This window comes from Streptomyces sp. NBC_01445, assembly GCF_035918235.1.
In the GTDB taxonomy this organism is placed as follows: domain Bacteria; phylum Actinomycetota; class Actinomycetes; order Streptomycetales; family Streptomycetaceae; genus Streptomyces.
Map to the genome: position 1 here is coordinate 9,708,387 of NZ_CP109485.1, position 16,234 is coordinate 9,724,620.

The following is a 16,234-nucleotide window of genomic DNA, read 5'->3' on the forward strand; positions in this document are numbered from 1 at the left end:
TGCTCCGCACCGGCAGTCCACAGGACCTCACCTCCCTGCTCCGACAGGGAGGGACGCCACGACGCTCCGCGTCGCGATCGCCAGATTCGCTTCACCACCGGGCTGAACCCCGATGCACTGCGAATGAATCCCGGTAGCCGTCCTTCGGGGAGCGGATCGCGGCGTCACGCTCGGCGGCGCTGCCACCGGCGAAGGGATAGCGCTCGGCCAGACCCCTCCCGTACGTCGTGTCCAGCCAGGCGTTGAAGTCCCGCAGACAGCGGTCGGTCAGGATGGGCCCGTTGCTGACCCATGGCAGCATGCCGATCTCGTTGTCCAGCTGGCAGGCGATCACGCCGGGCCTGCCCTTGCGGTGCAGGCGCTCGGCAATGACCGGCATCACCGCGTTGTACCAGCGCCTGGCCTCCTTGAGGTACGCGGGCGCCAGGTAATCGACGGCGGCCGTGGTGGCCTTGTCGCCGTTCCAGCCCTTCGGCACGATCTCCGGGTGGTCCGTGCGCACTCGCTGCGGGACGCCCTCGCCCTTGAGCTCGGCCATGGTGAACGGGCCGGGCCTGGCGATGACGTGGAAGCCGTTCTCCCGGCACAGATCGAGGAACGCGCCCAGGTCGCGCTCGGGCCTCGTCCGGCCGGTGACGTCGATCGTGCCGTCCGCCGTCTCGTGCCACATCCAGGGGATGCATGTGGCGATGGCGTTGAGCCCGGCTTCCTTCGCCCTGTCGAGCCGTGACTGCCAGTCGGCACGCTTGAGGCGGAAGTAGTGGATCTCACCGGCGAGGACCACGGCCGGTTCGCCGTCGATGAGGATCTGCTTGTCGCGGTACGTGACCGATGCAGGGGAGCCGTCGCCCGACGACGAGGCTTTACCGGCCGCCGCCGCGGTGTTCAGCGACTCGGAGGCCGCGGGAGGCCGCGGCCAGGGCGACCCCCGCGCCCAGGCCGCCGAGGACGGTTCTGCGCCGCGGAGTGGAGGCGGTGGTGGTGGCCGGCACGGACTGCTGTGTCATCGCGGCTCCTCGGTGCTCACGTGCTCCGGTGTGTCCAGGTAGTGCAGTTGCAGCGCGGTGAGCCGCGCCGTGAGGTCCTCGACGACCTGCGCATACTCGGGGTCGTCGTACCGGTTGTGCAGCTCGTCCGGATCCCGCTCCAGGTCGAACAGCTCCCACTGCGGTGCCCGGGTCTCCGGCGACGCCCCGACCTGCCCCGAACCGTGGCCCGGATAATGGATCAGCTTGTGGGTCCGGGTGCGGATCCCGTAACTGGCCTGCACGCCATGGCACACGTCCAGGTGCTCGAAATAGCGGTAGTAGACCGCGTCACGCCAGTCGTCCGGCCGCTCGCCGCGCAGCAGCGGCAGCAGACTGTTTCCCTGCATCCGCTCGTGCGCGGGTACGTCGGCGAGGTCGAGAATCGTCTGCGCGTAGTCGACGTTCGCCACCAGCTCGTCGCACGACGACCCCGGCTGCACCACCCCCGGCCAGCGCACGACCAACGGGATGCGCAGCGACGGCTCATACATGAACCGCTTGTCGAACCAGCCGTGTTCACCCAGATAGAAACCGTGGTCGGAGGTGTACGCGACCGCGGTGTCTTCGGTCAGCCCGCTGACGTCGAGGTAGTGCAGGACCCGGCCCACGTTCTCGTCGAGCCCCGCGATGACCCGCAGGTACTCCTTGATGTAGCGCTGGTAGCGCCACTCCCGCTCCGCACGCTCCGAAAGCCCTTCGGGCACCGGCATCTTGAGGTCCTGCGGCAGCAGATCGGACATCCGCATGCGCGCCTCGGCCGCCGCGCCCGCCCGGTTCGCGTAGTCGTCGTGGAGCGTGGCCGGGGCCGGAATCTCCTCGTGCTCGTACAGGTGACGATGGCGCTCGGCCGGCTCGAAGGCGCGGTGCGGCGCCTTGTGCTGGATCAGCAGCGCGAACGGCCGGTCGGGATCCCGCCCGTCCAGCCAGTTCAGGGCCAGGTCGGTGATGATGTCGGTGACGTAGCCGGCGTGCTTGTGCTCACCGTCGGCGGTGAGGAATGTGGGGTCGTGGTACTGCCCGTGCTCCGGCAGGACTTCCCAGTGGTCGAAGCCGCACGGATCACTGACCCCGCCGTGCCCCAGATGCCATTTGCCGATGATCGCCGTCTGATAGCCCGCCGCCTGCAACATCTCGGGGAACGACGGCTGACGCGCGTCGAACTTCTGCCCCGGCTGCTCCAGCGTCGTCATGCCGTGCACATGGCTGTACGCGCCGGTGAGCAGCGTCGCGCGGGCGGGCGAGCAGATCGAGTTCGTACAGAAGGCGTTGTCGAACCGCATGCCTTCGGCCGCGAGCCGGTCCACCGCCGGGGTCCGGTTGATGACACTTCCGTACGCGCCGATGGCGGGCACGGCATGGTCATCGGTCATCATCAGGATGATGTTGGGGCGCCGGACAGGGCGACGGCCCTGTCCGTGTCTCGGATCCGTCATACTCCGAAGTTCTCCTTCGCCAGCAGCGGCCGCACGCGCCGCGCGAACCCTCCGCTGCGGAACGGGCCCTGCAGCAGCCCCGGCTTGAGCACTTGGGCGAGTGCCGCCGCGATCATGCCCTGGTCCAGCGCGAGCATGTAGTCGCTGACCCGGCCTGTGTTCACGTCGACCGAGTCACGGAAGCCCAGGCCGTCCTCGTACGCCCCGAAGTCCCGGGCGATGCGCAGCAGGTTGGTGACCGCCTCGTCGCGTGCGAACGGCATCGCGAGGAAGGATGCGTGCGGAGTGACCACGCCCCCGGAGGTGTAGCCGTCGACGGCCATGCCGATGGCGTCCACGCCGTACGTGGCATAGCCGCCCGCGGGGACGTCGGCAGGGGAGAAGCCCCAGTAGCCGTACGCCTCCTCGACCATCCCGTGTTCGATCTGACTGCGCACGTAGCGCTGGTGGTTGAGCCCCCACGCGCCCGGCGACCACGCCGCCTCCGGTACGAACAGCGGCACCATCAGCGCCTCGAACATCGACCCGCCCCAGGAGGGGACGATCTTGCGGCCCCGGTACGTGTAGTGCCCGCGCCACAGCCGCACACCGTCGACCGTGACCCACTCACCCTCGGGCTGCTGGTCCTGCTCGGCGCCCGGCTCCAGCGTGCGGAAGGTGTGCCAGTAGTGCTCACCGGGCAGCGAGCCGTCGGCGATGCCGAGGTAACTGGCCATGCGCGGCTCGGTGTTGAGCGCGCCGTACCAGTGGGGGGTGAAGGACTCGGTGGCAGTGGAGTAGCCGCCGTGCAACTGACCGGGGTTGGCTGCCGGGTCCGCGGCGTCGTACGGCGTGTAGTAGAACGACCAGTCGGCGTCCGCGAGCAGCCGCGCCACACGCGGGCGCAGCTCCGGGGCGGCGTCGGCGGCGATCCTCAGGCCCGTGACCAGCCACGCGTTGTCGACGGACGACAGGAACGGGTCTACCGGGTCGCCGCTGCCCGGCCATGTCGTGAGGGTCTCGCCGGTGTAGGCGTCGTACCAGTTGAACCAGAAGCCGTGGGCGCGCTCCAGCCGCTCTACGGCGGTGACGGTGCGGGCGAGGCGGCGGTGCATCGTCGTGGCGTCGATGACTCCGAGTCCGCCGGCCGCGACCGTCGCCCACAGGCCGCAACCGATGTTGGTCGGTGAGGTGTTGACGGACGGCGTGAGTGTGCTCGCGGTGACGTCCATGGTGTCCGCGGCCAGACCGAAGTCCGTAGTGAGGGCCTCGATGGAGCGGTACGTGTCGCGGAACCAGCGGCGCAGCAGGGCGTCGGTACCGGCTCCGGCGGCCGTGCCGGTGGCGCCGAGAGCGAGGGCGGTGGACGCGCCGGCCGCGGTGGCGAGGAAGGTACGGCGTTTCATCCCGGTCTCTCCTTTGAGGTGGGGGCGTGGTCAGATACGGGACAGGTGGAGCGAGCGCAGGCCCGGCAGCGGGATGTCCAGCGAGAGACGCGGCGCCGTCCGGTGTTGTCGTGAGCGGGGGGAGTTGTTCGTGGGGGAACGTGTCGGTGAGTGCGTCGCGGGTCGTTTCGGCGTCGGTGGTGTCCGCGCGGTGCAGTGAGACGGCGTACGCGGTGTCGGCAGCGAGGCCGGTCACCCGTACAACGGCCGTGCGGTCCAGCGCCGGTGAACCCGGCGACATACCGGGGCGGTCGGCGGCCGCGTTGCTCACCACGACGCACACGTGCGAGCAGTCGTCCGTGTGCGTCGCCACGGCGTTGACCAGGGCCTGGGCGCCGTCGCCGGTGACGTGCGGCGGTACGGCGCCGGTGGCGTCGACCGTGACTGTCACGGTCGCGAGGGAGATACCCCGGGCCTTGACGCACCCGGGGACGGGCGTCGGGGTGAGCGGTCCGGGGCCGTCGTCGGTCTGGGCCGCGACCTTGTACCAGTAACCGCGACCGGGTTCGGCCCGGGTGTCGGCGTACGGAGGGCGGGGGAGGGACTGCCCGGTCAGGGGCTCGTAGGGGCCCTGCGCGAATGGCGAGCGGTGCACGAGGTAACCACGGGCCCCCGGCACCGGCTCCCACGTCAGGAACACATGGCCGGTGCCGTCCTCGGCGCGCAGTCCGGCGGGCGGTGGCAGGGTGACGGCCATTGCCGGGGGCCGGTCCAGGGCGTGTTGTGCGGCGTTCCTCGGTGACATGGTGGTCCGCCTCTCGAATGGATGCGCATACATTCATGGCGTACGGATTCACCGGTTCCCGTCCCCGTGGCGCGGGACGGGAACCGGCCGGCGGGAAGGGCTACTTCAGCCCGGCGGTGGCGATGCCCTGAGTGAAGAAGCGCTGGAGCAGGACGAAGACAAGCAGCACCGGCAGCACCACGAGGAAGGCGCCTGCCATCAGGACACCGTTGGAACCGTCGGCCTGGGTCGGGTCCGTGGCGAAGGTGGCGAGTGCGACCGGGAGCGTGTACTTGCCCGGGTCGTTGGTGGCGACCAGCGGCCACAGGAAGTTGTTCCAGGAGCCGAGGAACACGAAGATCGACAGTGTCGCCAGGGCCGGCTTGACCAGCGGCAGCACAATCCGCCAGAAGATGTACCACTCGCGGGCGCCGTCCATCCGCGCCGCCTCGAGCAGCTCGTCCGGGATGGCCTGGATGAACTGCCGCATGAGGAAGACGCCGAAGGCCCCCGCCGCGAACGGCAGGATCAGCGCGGCGTAACTGTCGATCAGCCCCATCGCGCTCATCATCACGAACATGGGCAGCAGCATCAGGTTGCCGGGCACCATCAGGGCGCCGAGCACGACACCGAAGATCGGCCGCTTCCCTGCGAAGTTCAGCTTCGCCAGGGCGTAGCCGAGCATCGAGCAGAACAGCAGATTGCAGACGGTCACGAACACGGCCACGAGCAGGGAGTTGAAGAGCGCCTGCCCGACGTCCATCCGGTCGAGCAGTTCCCGGAAGTTGTCCAGGGTCCACTCGGTCGGCCACCACACCGGCGGGCTCGCGCCCAGCTCCCGCTGCGTCTTGAACGACGACAGCGCCATCCACAGGAACGGCGCGACCGTCACGATCAGCCCGACGGTGAGCAGGACGTACACGAGTGTCCGACGGGCCCGGGTCGCCGGATCCCGCCGCGCCTTGCTCGCCGGGGCCGCGAGCGGGGCCCGGGTCTCGGTCGTACTCATGAGGTCTTGTCCTTGAGGAGGCGGAGCTGGAGCGTCGTGATCGCGAGGACGATCACGAACAGGACGTACGCCATGGCGCTGGCATAGCCCATGTGGAAGAAGTCGAAGCCCTCGCGGTACATGTGCAGCGAGATCGTCAGGGTGCTGTCCGACGGGCCGCCGTCGGTCATCACGAACGGCTCCTCGAAGACGTTGAGGAAGCCGATCGTGGTCATGACGGCGACGTAGAGCATGGTGGGCCGCAGCAGCGGCACCGTGATCCTGCGGAACTCCTGGAAGATCCCCGCGCCGTCGATCCGCGCCGCCTCCCGCACCTCCGTCGGAATGGCCTGCAGACCGGCGAGGAAGAGGACCATCGCCGAACCCATGTTGCGCCAGACGGCCATCATGATCAGCGAGGGCATCGCGAGTGTCTCGGAGCCGAGGAAGTCCGGCGTCTGGATGCCGAGTTGGTGGCCGAGGCCAGCGATCAGACCCTCGCTGGGATCGAGGACGAAGCGCCAGATGACGGCGACCGCCACGATGGCTGTGACGACGGGCGCGTAGAAGCCGACACGGAAGAAGGTGCGCAGCCGGTCGATGCCCGAGTTGAGCAGCACCGCGGCCGCCAGGCCGCTGCCGATCGTGAGCGGCACGCCGAGCACGACGAAGTACGCCGTGTTGAACAGCGCCCTGACGAACCTGTCGTCCTGGAACAGCTTCGTGTAGTTGTCCAGGCCCACGAACTGAGCCGACAGCGGATCAGTGACATTGCGCAGACCGAAGTCGGTGAAGCTCATCAACAGCGTGGCCACGATCGGGAACGCCATGAAGGTGAGGAACAGCACCAGGAACGGTGTGGAGAACAGCCAGCCGGCGAGATTGTGGCGGGACAGCCTGTCCCGACGGCGCCGGCCGGGCCCGGTGCCGTCAGCCTGAGCCTTCGACACCACTGCGTCCTGTCCCGCACCCGGTGCACCGGCCTGTGCGGTGGTGGTGCTCATGGGGTCAGTCCACCAGCCCCTCGGCCGTCTTCTGCAGCGTCTTCGCGGTCGCCGCCGGGTCCGCGCCCTGCGAGATCTTCGCCAGGGCGCCCTCGACGGCCGCGGCGAACTCGTTCCACTTCTCCAGCGGCGGGATCGCCTTCGCCGTGTCGAGCGAGGCCTTGAAGGTGGCGAGCGACTCACCGCCGCTCTTGAGGGCGGGCTCGTCCCAGGCGGCCTTGCTGGCCGGCAGCGCCTTGTCCGCCTCGTACCACTGGGCCTGCGTCTTCGGCGTGCTGAGGTACTGGGTCAGCTCCTCGGCCGCCGCCTTGTGCGCGCTGCCCTTGAACGTGACCAGGGAGGCGCCGCCGACCCAGGAGGTCGAGGTCTTGTCCGCGGGGACGGGCACGACCTTGTACTTGTCCTTGATCTGCGGCTGCTGATCGGCGATGTTGCGCACCATCCAGGGGCCGGACTGGAACATCGGCCGCTTCCCGGAGGCGAAGTCCTTGGTGACGTCGTACCCGGGCGTGAAGGTCTTCTTGGCGAGACCCTTCTTGAAGTAGCTCGCCCACTCGGTGAACGCCCGTATCGCCTCAGGGGAGTCGAGGGCCGGCTTTCCGTCCTTGCCGATCAGCTCGCCGCCGGCCGAGTACAGGTACTGGACCCAGCTCTGCCAGGCGCCGGTGCTGCTGGGCTGCAGGTCCGTGCCCCACTCGGTGCCCGACTTCTGGTAGGCGGCGGCGAGAGCCTGCTGGTCCTTCCACGTGGTGGGGGCCTTGTCGACGCCCGCCTTCTCGGCGAGGTCGGTGCGGTAGTAGAGCGCGCGGGTGTCGGCGTACCAGGGAACGCCGTACGCCGTCCCGTCCTTGACGTTGCTGTCCCAGGTGGCGGGGAAGAAGTCGGACTTCTTGAACGTCTTGGTGTCCACCGGCTCCAGAGCGTCCAGAGCGATGAACTCGCCCATCATCGTGGAGCCCATCTGCGCCATGTCCGGCGTCTTCTTGGCGGCGATGGCCGACACCAGCTTCTGGTGCACGACGTCCCAGCCCACCGGGGTCACCTTGACGGTGATGTTCGGGTGCTGCTTGGTGAACTCGTCGGTGACCGCCTTGAGGCGGGTGCCCTCCTCGCCCATGGCCCACACCGTGAGCGTCTGCTTCTTGTCCGCCGCCACCTGCTCACCCCCGCCGCTCCCGCAGGAGGTCAGGGCGAGCGCCGTCACCACCACGGTCGCGGCGACGCTGACGGACTTGGTGCGTGTCATGGGGCCCTCCTACATTCATGTAAGCGCTGTACGTAAGCGCATACATGACCCTGTAGTACGAGGCGGACCGACTCAAGGGGTCTGGAGGTAACGCTTCCGTAAACGTGCGGACATCCGCGAACACGTAGCGGGGAAAGGGCTGTTGTGCACCGCTCAAAGGGTGCGTTCCTGTGCGCATCCGCAGCTCGCCCGGCGGGTCACCGTCACCGGCAGCACGCGCAGTTCGGCCGCCCGGTCGCGCTCGTGGAGCCGGGCGATCAGCAGCTCAACCGCCACCTCGCCCAGGTGGCCGGTCGGCTGCCGTACGGTCGTGAGCGTCGGCCGCACCAGACGACTCAGCGGGATCCCGTCGAACCCGGTCACGGCGATGTCGTCCGGGACGGCGACCCCGCGCGCCTCCAGGGTGTGCAGCGCGCCCACCGCCATCTGGTCGTTGGCGAACACCAGGCCGTCGGGCATGGTCTCGTCCCGGTCCAGCAGCTCCAGTGCGGCCTTGCGGCCCGCGGCCTGGGTGAGGTCACCTCTGGTGTCGGGCGCCTTCGGCAACGGCAGTCCGGCCTCCAGGTGGGCGGCCTGGAAGCCGCGGAAGCGCGCCTCGCCGTCCGGTGAGTCGGCCGGTCCTCCGGCGAAGGCGAGACGGCGCAGCCCGTGGTCGACGATCAGATGCCGTGTCAGCTCCAACTGGCCGTCGAAGTTGGCCACTTCGGCGTGGTCGTAGCCGGTGTGCCGCTCGCCGGCCAGCAGGACGACGGGCTGCCGGCGCCCCACGACGTCGAGGTCCTCATCGGTCAGCGACTGCGCAAGCACGGCCAGACCGTCCACGCGCCCCGCCACCTCGGCGAGTTGCCGGCCTGCCTGGTCGGCGTGCGCGGCCGAGATCAGCAGCGCGTAGCCCTGGCGCCGGGCCGCGCGCTCCATGCCCCGGATGACCTGGTCCGAGTAGAGCACCAGCTCGGCGTCCTCGGCGCCCGCGGCGTGCTCCGCCTCGGTGTCGTGGAAGTCGGGGAAGCAGAGTCCCAGCACTCCGGTCGCCCGGCTGGCGAGCCCGCGGGCGCTGCCGCTCGGCACGTAGCCGAGTTCGCGCGCGGCGGCCAGGACCTTCTCGCGGGTCTCCGCCCGGACCGCGTCGGGGTTGCGGTAGACGCGCGACACGGTCGCGATGGAGACGCCCGCCTGTTCGGCTACGTCGTACACCGTGGGAGTGGTCATCTTGCTGTCTCGCCTCGCCCCTTCGCCCGGCACCTGTGGCGTGCCCGGCTGCCTGCCGTCGTGCCTGAAAGCGCATTCAGCCTACGGTCGGGGAGGGTGCCTGGGCAAGATACCAGGTGCTGGTGCTGGTGCTGGTGCTGGTGCTGGTGCTGGTGCTGGTGCTGGTGGCGACGGCCGCTGGCCTGGGTGCCTGTGGGTGCGGCGCCGTCAGCGGTGCGCGTGGTACAGCACGGGGTTGCGCGGAGTGTCCGGGACCGGGCCGATCGCCGTGCCGGGCATCCAGCCGCGGTCCGCGGCCTGGGGGTCGTTCGAGGGCTCGGCGACGCGAATGCCGGCGTCCATCCCTCTCTTCGGAGGGAATCCGATTTCGTGAGTGCTCTAACCCGCAGGCCAGAGCGGACGTTTTTGCTGTTCGATGTACTGACGATCGCCAGGGGTGCGCCACCGCAGGACCCGGCGAAGTAGGAGCCGGACCAGAACCGGTCGTGCAGGATGAAGCGGTTGACGCGGTCGGTGAACTCCTGCCGCAGGTGACGGGAGGACACGCCCTTGAGCGAGTTCACCAAGGGCCGAACGTTCTACGGGCCGGGCTGGCCCGTCGCGACGCCAACCAGGCATAGCGAGAAGCCACCCCGCTCGCGGGGCGGAGGAGTCACGTAGATCACCGTCATGACGCGGCGTGGGACGGCGGCGCGTGGTGGAAAGGTCCACCCCCGGTGGAGTTCGCGTCGCCGAGCGCGAACGGCTCCACGACGTCCTCGAAGTTCTGCTCGCTAACGGTCTGCTTGAGGCGGGCCTCGGACTCGTCGGAGATGAGAAGGTCCCGGCCGTACGCGATGTGGTGGCTGCCGCGGGCGAAGGCCGAGTGGGCCCATTTCCAGGGCCGGCGGAGGCCGCCCCGTGCCGCAGGCTGGACAGTCCCGGTGAGAGGAGTCAGGCACCTTCCGCCAGCGTGGCGACGCCGGGGCCGTGGAGGTTGTCGAGTGCCGCCCGGCGCCCCATCACAGCCAGAAGCAGGTCGAGCGCAGGCCCCTTCACCTCTGGCCCCGTTCCCAGCGCCAAGTCGGTGTCGGTCACCCTGAGTTGGAGACGCGTCAGTAGCTCCTTGGCTCCGCCGAACGATGCAGGAGTGCGTGTCTGCAGGCGGAGTGACCTGACGACGGCCTGCGTGGGGTAGGTGCGGGTGAGGCCGAGGGGTCGGCGGATGTCCTCGCCGTGGACGACTTCTTCGACGAGCCGGCTGTCGAGGGGCGCCGGAGGGGTTGATGTGCGCGATGCCACCTGACGGAACCGCTCCAGGGTCTCCTGCGGTGTGCTCCAGCGTTCGCGTTCCACGCCACGGGTGTTCTGACGGTTGAAGTCGAACCGTGCCAGGGTCAGGTCTTTCACGAAACCGAGGCGAGTCGTGCGGGCCGTGTCGATCAGATGGGCGAGCACGTCGTGCACGGTCCACCCATCACAGAGTGACGGCTTCAGCCACTGATCGTCCTTGAGGTGCGCGAGGTCGTCGATCAGCGCCTCGCGCTCGGCGTGCACCATTGCCCAGACATCGTCCGTCACGGCATCTCCTTCATCGGCGCGGAGTCTGCCAGGTAGGACTTAGGGGACTACGGGAACTCATCGTCCGGCGCGCGGGGCACACGTTCCGTGACGAGAGGCCGCAGGTGGGTGGCCCGGCCGGTGCGCGGAATGCCGAAAGCCTGGCTGACCCGACGGGATTCTCTGACTAAAGTCAGAGATATGGATGCGACGCAGATCGACGGGGTGCGGCGGTTCAACCGCACGGTCACCGAACGTGTGGGAGTGCTGCACGACCACTACCTGGGCCTCGACCGGCCCGTCGCCGAGGCGCGGCTGCTCTGGGAGATCGGCGTACAGGGCCGGGACGTACGGTGGCTGCGCGAGCGTCTCGGGCTCGACTCCGGCTACGTCAGTCGGCTGCTGCGCTCCTTGGAGACGGACGGCCTCGTAACGGTGGAGCCGCAGCCCGAGGACAGGCGCGTGCGTTCCGTACGTCTCACTGATGCAGGCCGCACGGAACTCGCCGTGCTCGACCGGCGTAGCGACGAGTTGGCCGGCTCTCTCCTGGAGCCGCTCAACGCCGACCAGCGCGCCCGGCTCGTCGCCGCCATGGCCGAGGTCAACCGGCTGCTGACGGCCGCGACGGTCACGCTGGACGTGGTTGATCCGGAACGCCCGGACGCCCAGCACTGCCTGCGGTCCTACTTCGCGGAAATGCAGGAACGCTTCGAGACCGGATTCGATCCCGCGCGGAGCCTGCTGCCCGACGCGGGTGAACTCCGCCCACCGCACGGCGTGTTCCTGGTCGCCCGGCTCCACGGCGAGCCTGTCGGCTGCGCCGGTCTGAAGCTGCCGCCCGGCGCCCCGGCCGAGATCAAACGCATGTGGGTCGATCCCCGCACCCGGGGCCTCGGTCTCGGCCGCCGGTTCCTGGCCGAGCTGGAGGCGCGGGCCGCCCGGCACGGCTGCGAGGTACTGCGCCTGGACACCAACAAGGCGCTCACCGCCGCGATCGGCCTGTACCACTCCTGCGGATTCCAGGAGGTTGCCGCCTTCAACGACGAGCCGTACGCGCACCATTGGTTCGAGAAGCGGATCACCACACCGCGGTCGGGATGAGGCTTCGACGGACTGGTGGATTGCGTGCCGGATGTTGAACATGTCCGGTGGAGCGGGCCCATCTGCGCCGTGTGGACCGCCTGCGGGGCGGCCGGTTGTAGCCTCCCTCTCATGAGCTGGCTCCCGGATGACTTCGTTCACCCCGTCCATGTGCCCGTGCCCCACACGGCGCTGCACCTGAGGCCGATCCGCGAGGCGGACACCGCGCTCGACTACCCGGCCGTGATGGGTTCCCAGGAACGCCTGTGGGAGATCTTCGGTCCGGCCTGGGAATGGCCGAAGAAGACGATGACGTACGAAGAGGACCGAATCGACCTACTGCGCCACGAGAAGGAGATAGCCGCGCACAAGTCCTTCAACTACGCGCTCCTGGACGAGGAGGAGACGGCAGTCCTCGGCTGCGTCTACATCGATCCGCCCGAGCGCACCGGCTCCGACGGCGAGATCTCCTGGTGGGTGGTGGACGACCTCGTCGGCAGCGAGGCGGAACGAGCGCTCGACGCGCTGGTGCCCGAGTGGATCGCCACCCGCTGGCCCTTCCGGCAGCCTCGTTGTCTGGGCCGGGAAATCACCTGGCAGGAGTGGCTGTCGCTGCCGCCTGCCGATTGACCATTCTCTTGGACATCAGCCGCCTGGACCGGCCGGGGAAACCGCACGGAGAAAGCTCGGCCCAGAGGGTGGGGTGCGGGTGCTCGTCGCAACGGCGCCCGGTTACGCCGGGTGGTGCGGGTGGGCCCCGGCGTCGGCCAGGCCGCTGAGAGGGCAGAGGCGGTCGGTCAGGCGTTGGATGCCCGTTGTGCGAGGCGCCGGTGCAACTCGTTGACCGCGGGAACGAGTTCATCGACGGGGCCCTCGACCTCGATCGAGGGAGCGACCTCGTGGATGGTCAGGCTGCGCACGGGCGCCTGGGGGCGGCCCCAATCGGCGAGCCACCCGGACAACTGGGCCGCAGAGGCCACGTACACGATGCGACCCAGCCCGACCCAGGCATGTGCGGCCGAGCACATCGGGCAGTGCTCACCGGAGGTGTAGACGGTGGCGGCGGCCCGCTCCTGAGGTGAGAGGTTCGCGGCCGCCCAGCGGGCGAGTTCGAACTCGGGGTGGAGGGTGGCGTCGCCGTCGGCCACCCGGTTGCGGTCCTCGGCGCGGACGGCTCCGGCGCTGTCCACGAGTACCGAGCCGAAAGGCTCGTCCCCGGCTTCCAGCGCTTCGGCAGCCAACTCGACGCACCGGCGCAAATGGTCCAAGTCGTGGGTGTCCATCAAAGCCCCTCCGGCACTCGAAACTGATGCGCACGCCATGCTCACACAGGCCTCGGGCGGAGTCCCGCATCGGTGCTGTACTCGGCGGGTCTGCAGCAGCGCGATGGGCCACCGAGCGGCAGAGCGCTGCCAGTCGGTGTCGACGTAGGGCAGAACCGGGCGAGGGTGTCAGGTGACGTCGGGCGACGGAGCCTGAGCCACTGTCAGCAGACTGAATTCCGTGCTTGGTTGGGCGCGGGCGTCACGTGGAGAGGGCCTCTGAGGCGGTCCCCTTCTCGTTCGCGGTCGTTGCGCCCTGCGCTGTCGCCTTCGGGCCGTGGGCGAGGACGTAGACGAACAGGGCGCCCGCGACGGCGACACCTGCCCACATGACCTGCTGCCAGCCGTCGACGAAGGACTGCCGCGCGGCGTGGACCACTTGCTGGGCGTGCGAGCCGGCGCTGCCCGCTGCCTCGACAGCGTTGGCCAGGCCTTCCCGTGCGGCGTCCGCGGTGTACTGGGGGATGGCGTGCGGCTTGTGACGTCCTGCACCGGGGTGTCGACGACTCGGATGGCGCGAGCGTCGAAGCGTGCGCAGGTGTCCTCATCCAGCTCGGTGCCGCGGGTGAAGTAGGCCAGGATGTCGGTCAGTTGGCGCAACAGCAGCGCATGGTGGACCGATGCGGGGCCGGTGGCGAGGGCGCCGATGGGCTCGTCGCGCACCTCCCAGCCGTCGCAGTACGGGCAGTGCACCACGCCGCGCACCAGTGCTCGGCGAGGCCGGGCACGTCGGGCAGTGCGTCCCGTAGCTCGGTGGCCACCAGCGCACGGCGCGCCGTCAGGGTGCGGCCGTCGGCCAAGGTGAGCGCAAGACGCAGATCACCCCCGCCACCCGGGGCGGCAGGCTCGGCGGAGGTCACCTCGCCGAAGACGCCCCGCCCGCCGTAGTGGCGCACCTGCTGTCGGCCCCGCTCGAGCAGCTCGGCGGGCGGGATGCCGTCCAGCACGATGAAGCCGTGCATGGCTTCGGCAGGCGCGTTGCGGGCGTGGCGCTGTCGATCACGACGACCGAGTGGCGGGAGCGGGCGAGCATCAGCGCAGCGTTCGGACCAGCGGCACCGCCGCCGATCACCACGGCGTCGACAGTCCCCTGGGGCAGTGCGTCGGTCGCGTACGCGGAAGCCGTCACCGCCCTGTCTTCGCACCCTTTGGCTCGGGAGTGACCCCATCCCTTCTGGGTCACCTCGTCAGCGAACGCAACCTCCACTTGTGTCATGAGCATACGATGTTGCCTATGACGCAAAGTGATGGAGAGCTGGACAGCCTCGTACGCAAACGGATCCGCGCCCTGCGCGTGGCGCAGGGCTGGTCCCTGGAGGAACTGGCCACCCGCGCCGGCGTCAGTCAGTCAACGCTCTCCCGCATCGAGAACGGCCAGCGCCGCCTCGCCCTGGATCAGCTGGTCACCCTCGCCCGCGCTCTCGACACATCTCTCGACCAGCTCGTGGAGAACGCCTCCGACGACGTCATCACGAGTCCCATGATCGACGCGGCGCACGGCATGATGCGCTGGCCCGTCAAGGGCGACCCCGGCATGAGTGTCGTGCGCCAGCGCATGACCGAACCACCGCCGGACAACCCCTCACGCATGCGTGCGCACCCCGGCCGGGAATGGCTCGTCGTCCTGTCCGGCACCGCGATCCTCATGCTGGGCCACCGCAGGTTCCGCGTCGAGACCAACCAGGCCGCGGAGTTCCCCACCATGCTCCCGCACGCCATCGGAGCCGAGGGCGGCCCCTGCGAAATCCTGGGCATCTTCGACCGCGACGCCCGCCGCGGTCATCAGCGCGACAGCGGCAGCAAAGGCGCCGGCGGCGACTTCGAACCGGGTGGCCCCTGCTCCTGAGATCGTGCCGCGGCAGAAGTCTTGCCGCACACCCGCACACCCGACCGCCCACACACCCGCCCAGCAGCATGCCGCCGACAGCGGCAGTCAGGCACACACCTTTGACCTGGACGCGGAAGCACTCATCGCGCGCTTCACCGCCATCGCCGGCCGCTCAGCAGTCCGTGCCGCTACGGTCAGCGACGACACATGGCGACGCGTGACGCCGGGTTTGGTGACTGACTGGCAGCGCGTGTACCTCTTGGGTCACTGCTGTCGGGCAGGGATTGCAGGGGGAGCGGTGCCCCGGGCTCCGCGAAGGCGGCAGCGGTTGGAGAACGGTCGGGGCAGTTCATTCTCTTCAGGTCCGCCGGCGCGAGGCTGTGCCGCTGTGGCGGCCGGAAATTCAGGTGAGTGCTCAGAAGGCTCTGCCACCAGCGGATTTGCCCGCCGTGAGGCGCCGGTCGAGCCGGGTCGAACGGGTTCGGTGCCGAGATGAGTGCCCGCTCAAGATGACGTGGAGCGGATTGGGAGTAGCGTTTACCACTGAGACCGCAACCCGGGACGCGCCACTTCGGCGAAGTCTTCTCGCGGTGGACAGCTCGACTGCTGCTGCGGGGTTCGCGCGTAGAGCCGTACACGGCCGACACGGCCGGTGGATGGCAACGGCGTGTCTCTCAAATCCAGAGCGGTGACATTTCGACCGCGCGCCCCTGATCCTTCTTGCGTGCGCGGCCATCCATCTCGCGTTCGGGTGCGCGAGACGATGGAAGGGAGAAAAATCTCATGCGAGCACTTCGCGTGAAGCGCCTCTTCGCAGTGACCGCCACCGGAGTTCTGATGGCGGGTGGCGCCGCGATCGGCACAGCGGGGACGGCCTCGGCCAACACGGGCTCGACCCAACACAACTCCGGCTACAACTCTTGCTACAACCGTGGCTGGGGCTGGAGCTGGCACAACAACGACTGCCGCTACTACGGTCACCACCGATACGGTGGCTACAACCGCGGCTACTACAACAACTACAACAACTACGGCTACGGCGGCTACGGTCGTGGCTACAACAACTACGGCTACGGCGGCTACGGCGGCTACGGCGGCGGCAACTACGGTGGCGGCGGCTACGGCGGCGGTAACTACGGTGGCGGTGGCTACGGTGGCGGCGGCTACGGCGGCGGTGGCGGTGGCTACGGCGGCGGCGGTGGCGGCGGCTACGGCGGCGGCGGCGGTGGCGGCGGCTACGGCGGCGGTGGGGGTGGCGGCGGACGGTGACTGTCTGCTGAGAGCGCGGTGTGCGGGCCCGGTCAACGCCGGGGCCGCACACTGCGTTACTCCCGAACTCGCCCACACAGCGAGAGTGCGGCATCCGCGGGGGTAACAGTTGCACACACCCGGTGAGGCCACGGGTGTGC

The 16,234-nt window shown here is 69.2% G+C and carries 18 protein-coding genes and 1 pseudogene; 4 read left to right on the forward strand and 15 right to left on the reverse strand.

The features are described from left to right. Nucleotides 1–91: 91 nt before the first annotated feature. From OG574_RS44355 to OG574_RS44405, 11 genes and pseudogenes are all read right to left on the reverse strand, one after another. On the reverse strand, nt 92–889 hold the full coding sequence (locus tag OG574_RS44355; RefSeq protein WP_326778810.1) for a beta-galactosidase: 798 nt from the start codon (nt 887–889) through the stop codon (nt 92–94). After that, a complete protein-coding gene (locus OG574_RS44360; protein ID WP_326777881.1) occupies nt 864–1,007 on the reverse strand; it encodes a hypothetical protein in 144 nt (47 codons plus the stop codon). The genes OG574_RS44355 and OG574_RS44360 overlap by 26 nt, the downstream gene beginning before the upstream one ends. Beyond that, the gene (locus OG574_RS44365; RefSeq protein WP_326777882.1) at nt 1,004–2,461 is read right to left on the reverse strand and encodes a sulfatase family protein; all 1,458 of its coding nucleotides are present in this window, start codon (nt 2,459–2,461) and stop codon (nt 1,004–1,006) included. Before OG574_RS44365 ends, OG574_RS44360 begins: the two co-directional genes overlap by 4 nt. After that, entirely contained in the window at nt 2,458–3,846 is a 1,389-nt protein-coding gene (locus tag OG574_RS44370; RefSeq protein WP_326777883.1) for a glucoamylase family protein, read from the reverse strand. The genes OG574_RS44365 and OG574_RS44370 overlap by 4 nt, the downstream gene beginning before the upstream one ends. A gap of 884 nt (nt 3,847–4,730) precedes the next feature. Beyond that, complete coding sequence (locus OG574_RS44375) at nt 4,731–5,618, reverse strand: carbohydrate ABC transporter permease (protein WP_326777884.1); 888 nt, start codon at nt 5,616–5,618, stop codon at nt 4,731–4,733. After that, nucleotides 5,615–6,601, reverse strand: coding sequence for a carbohydrate ABC transporter permease (locus tag OG574_RS44380; RefSeq protein ID WP_326777885.1), 987 nt, complete (start codon nt 6,599–6,601; stop codon nt 5,615–5,617). The genes OG574_RS44375 and OG574_RS44380 overlap by 4 nt, the downstream gene beginning before the upstream one ends. 4 nt (nt 6,602–6,605) lie before the next feature. Further along, nucleotides 6,606–7,847 carry an extracellular solute-binding protein gene (locus OG574_RS44385; protein WP_326777886.1) on the reverse strand — a complete coding sequence of 414 codons (1,242 nt, stop codon included), beginning with the start codon at nt 7,845–7,847 and terminating at the stop codon, nt 6,606–6,608. 153 nt (nt 7,848–8,000) lie between these two features. Then, nucleotides 8,001–9,056, reverse strand: a complete 1,056-nt coding sequence (locus OG574_RS44390) for a LacI family DNA-binding transcriptional regulator (RefSeq protein ID WP_326777887.1) — start codon at nt 9,054–9,056, stop codon at nt 8,001–8,003. A 207-nt stretch (nt 9,057–9,263) separates the two neighbouring features. Then, nucleotides 9,264–9,398 (reverse strand): hypothetical protein, encoded by a 135-nt coding sequence (locus tag OG574_RS44395; protein WP_326777888.1) that lies wholly within the window; start codon nt 9,396–9,398, stop codon nt 9,264–9,266. Nucleotides 9,399–9,434: 36 nt separating this feature from the next. Then, nucleotides 9,435–9,631 (reverse strand): annotated as a pseudogene (locus OG574_RS44400) (IS200/IS605 family transposase); the annotation flags it as partial. A 358-nt stretch (nt 9,632–9,989) separates the two neighbouring features. Next, nucleotides 9,990–10,595, reverse strand: a complete 606-nt coding sequence (locus OG574_RS44405; protein WP_326778811.1) for a maleylpyruvate isomerase family mycothiol-dependent enzyme — start codon at nt 10,593–10,595, stop codon at nt 9,990–9,992. Between the two features lie 201 nt (nt 10,596–10,796). On the opposite strand from OG574_RS44405, the gene OG574_RS44410 reads away from it, so the two are divergent. Beyond that, a complete protein-coding gene (locus OG574_RS44410) occupies nt 10,797–11,696 on the forward strand; it encodes a bifunctional helix-turn-helix transcriptional regulator/GNAT family N-acetyltransferase (protein ID WP_326777889.1) in 900 nt (299 codons plus the stop codon). A 111-nt stretch (nt 11,697–11,807) separates the two neighbouring features. Continuing rightward, nucleotides 11,808–12,305 (forward strand): GNAT family N-acetyltransferase, encoded by a 498-nt coding sequence (locus OG574_RS44415; protein WP_326777890.1) that lies wholly within the window; start codon nt 11,808–11,810, stop codon nt 12,303–12,305. A 167-nt stretch (nt 12,306–12,472) separates the two neighbouring features. Here OG574_RS44415 and OG574_RS44420 read toward each other — a convergent pair whose 3' ends face one another. The 4 genes from OG574_RS44420 to OG574_RS52900 form a co-directional block, all read right to left on the reverse strand. Then, nucleotides 12,473–12,958: a nucleoside deaminase gene (locus OG574_RS44420; RefSeq protein ID WP_326777891.1), complete on the reverse strand. Its 486-nt coding sequence runs from the start codon at nt 12,956–12,958 to the stop codon at nt 12,473–12,475. 241 nt (nt 12,959–13,199) lie between these two features. Then, the gene (locus tag OG574_RS44425; RefSeq protein ID WP_442816895.1) at nt 13,200–13,376 is read right to left on the reverse strand and encodes a hypothetical protein; all 177 of its coding nucleotides are present in this window, start codon (nt 13,374–13,376) and stop codon (nt 13,200–13,202) included. Nucleotides 13,377–13,584: 208 nt separating this feature from the next. Next, nucleotides 13,585–13,959 carry a hypothetical protein gene (locus tag OG574_RS52895; protein ID WP_442816958.1) on the reverse strand — a complete coding sequence of 125 codons (375 nt, stop codon included), beginning with the start codon at nt 13,957–13,959 and terminating at the stop codon, nt 13,585–13,587. Then, nucleotides 13,854–14,219 carry an FAD-binding protein gene (locus OG574_RS52900; RefSeq protein ID WP_442816896.1) on the reverse strand — a complete coding sequence of 122 codons (366 nt, stop codon included), beginning with the start codon at nt 14,217–14,219 and terminating at the stop codon, nt 13,854–13,856. Before OG574_RS52900 ends, OG574_RS52895 begins: the two co-directional genes overlap by 106 nt. A gap of 3 nt (nt 14,220–14,222) precedes the next feature. Here OG574_RS52900 and OG574_RS44435 point away from each other — a divergent pair, with 3 nt between their 5' ends. Both OG574_RS44435 and OG574_RS44440 read left to right on the forward strand, forming a co-directional pair. Further along, entirely contained in the window at nt 14,223–14,843 is a 621-nt protein-coding gene (locus OG574_RS44435; RefSeq protein WP_326777892.1) for a helix-turn-helix domain-containing protein, read from the forward strand. Nucleotides 14,844–15,608: 765 nt separating this feature from the next. Continuing rightward, nucleotides 15,609–16,094 carry a hypothetical protein gene (locus OG574_RS44440; protein ID WP_326777893.1) on the forward strand — a complete coding sequence of 162 codons (486 nt, stop codon included), beginning with the start codon at nt 15,609–15,611 and terminating at the stop codon, nt 16,092–16,094. Nucleotides 16,095–16,234 lie beyond the last annotated feature (140 nt).

What these genes read in the sequence shown, in the direction of transcription:
- OG574_RS44360 (WP_326777881.1), bottom strand. Translation starts at nt 1,007, where the DNA reads ATGACACAGCAGTCCGTGCCGGCCACCACCACCGCCTCCACTCCGCGG.
- OG574_RS44365 (WP_326777882.1), bottom strand. Translation starts at nt 2,461, where the DNA reads ATGACGGATCCGAGACACGGACAGGGCCGTCGCCCTGTCCGGCGCCCC.
- OG574_RS44370 (WP_326777883.1), bottom strand. Translation starts at nt 3,846, where the DNA reads ATGAAACGCCGTACCTTCCTCGCCACCGCGGCCGGCGCGTCCACCGCC.
- OG574_RS44375 (WP_326777884.1), bottom strand. Translation starts at nt 5,618, where the DNA reads ATGAGTACGACCGAGACCCGGGCCCCGCTCGCGGCCCCGGCGAGCAAG.
- OG574_RS44380 (WP_326777885.1), bottom strand. Translation starts at nt 6,601, where the DNA reads ATGAGCACCACCACCGCACAGGCCGGTGCACCGGGTGCGGGACAGGAC.
- OG574_RS44385 (WP_326777886.1), bottom strand. Translation starts at nt 7,847, where the DNA reads ATGACACGCACCAAGTCCGTCAGCGTCGCCGCGACCGTGGTGGTGACG.
- OG574_RS44390 (WP_326777887.1), bottom strand. Translation starts at nt 9,056, where the DNA reads ATGACCACTCCCACGGTGTACGACGTAGCCGAACAGGCGGGCGTCTCC.
- OG574_RS44395 (WP_326777888.1), bottom strand. Translation starts at nt 9,398, where the DNA reads ATGGACGCCGGCATTCGCGTCGCCGAGCCCTCGAACGACCCCCAGGCC.
- OG574_RS44405 (WP_326778811.1), bottom strand. Translation starts at nt 10,595, where the DNA reads ATGGTGCACGCCGAGCGCGAGGCGCTGATCGACGACCTCGCGCACCTC.
- OG574_RS44410 (WP_326777889.1), top strand. Translation starts at nt 10,797, where the DNA reads ATGGATGCGACGCAGATCGACGGGGTGCGGCGGTTCAACCGCACGGTC.
- OG574_RS44415 (WP_326777890.1), top strand. Translation starts at nt 11,808, where the DNA reads ATGAGCTGGCTCCCGGATGACTTCGTTCACCCCGTCCATGTGCCCGTG.
- OG574_RS44420 (WP_326777891.1), bottom strand. Translation starts at nt 12,958, where the DNA reads ATGGACACCCACGACTTGGACCATTTGCGCCGGTGCGTCGAGTTGGCT.
- OG574_RS52895 (WP_442816958.1), bottom strand. Translation starts at nt 13,959, where the DNA reads ATGCACGGCTTCATCGTGCTGGACGGCATCCCGCCCGCCGAGCTGCTC.
- OG574_RS52900 (WP_442816896.1), bottom strand. Translation starts at nt 14,219, where the DNA reads ATGCTCATGACACAAGTGGAGGTTGCGTTCGCTGACGAGGTGACCCAG.
- OG574_RS44435 (WP_326777892.1), top strand. Translation starts at nt 14,223, where the DNA reads ATGTTGCCTATGACGCAAAGTGATGGAGAGCTGGACAGCCTCGTACGC.
- OG574_RS44440 (WP_326777893.1), top strand. Translation starts at nt 15,609, where the DNA reads ATGCGAGCACTTCGCGTGAAGCGCCTCTTCGCAGTGACCGCCACCGGA.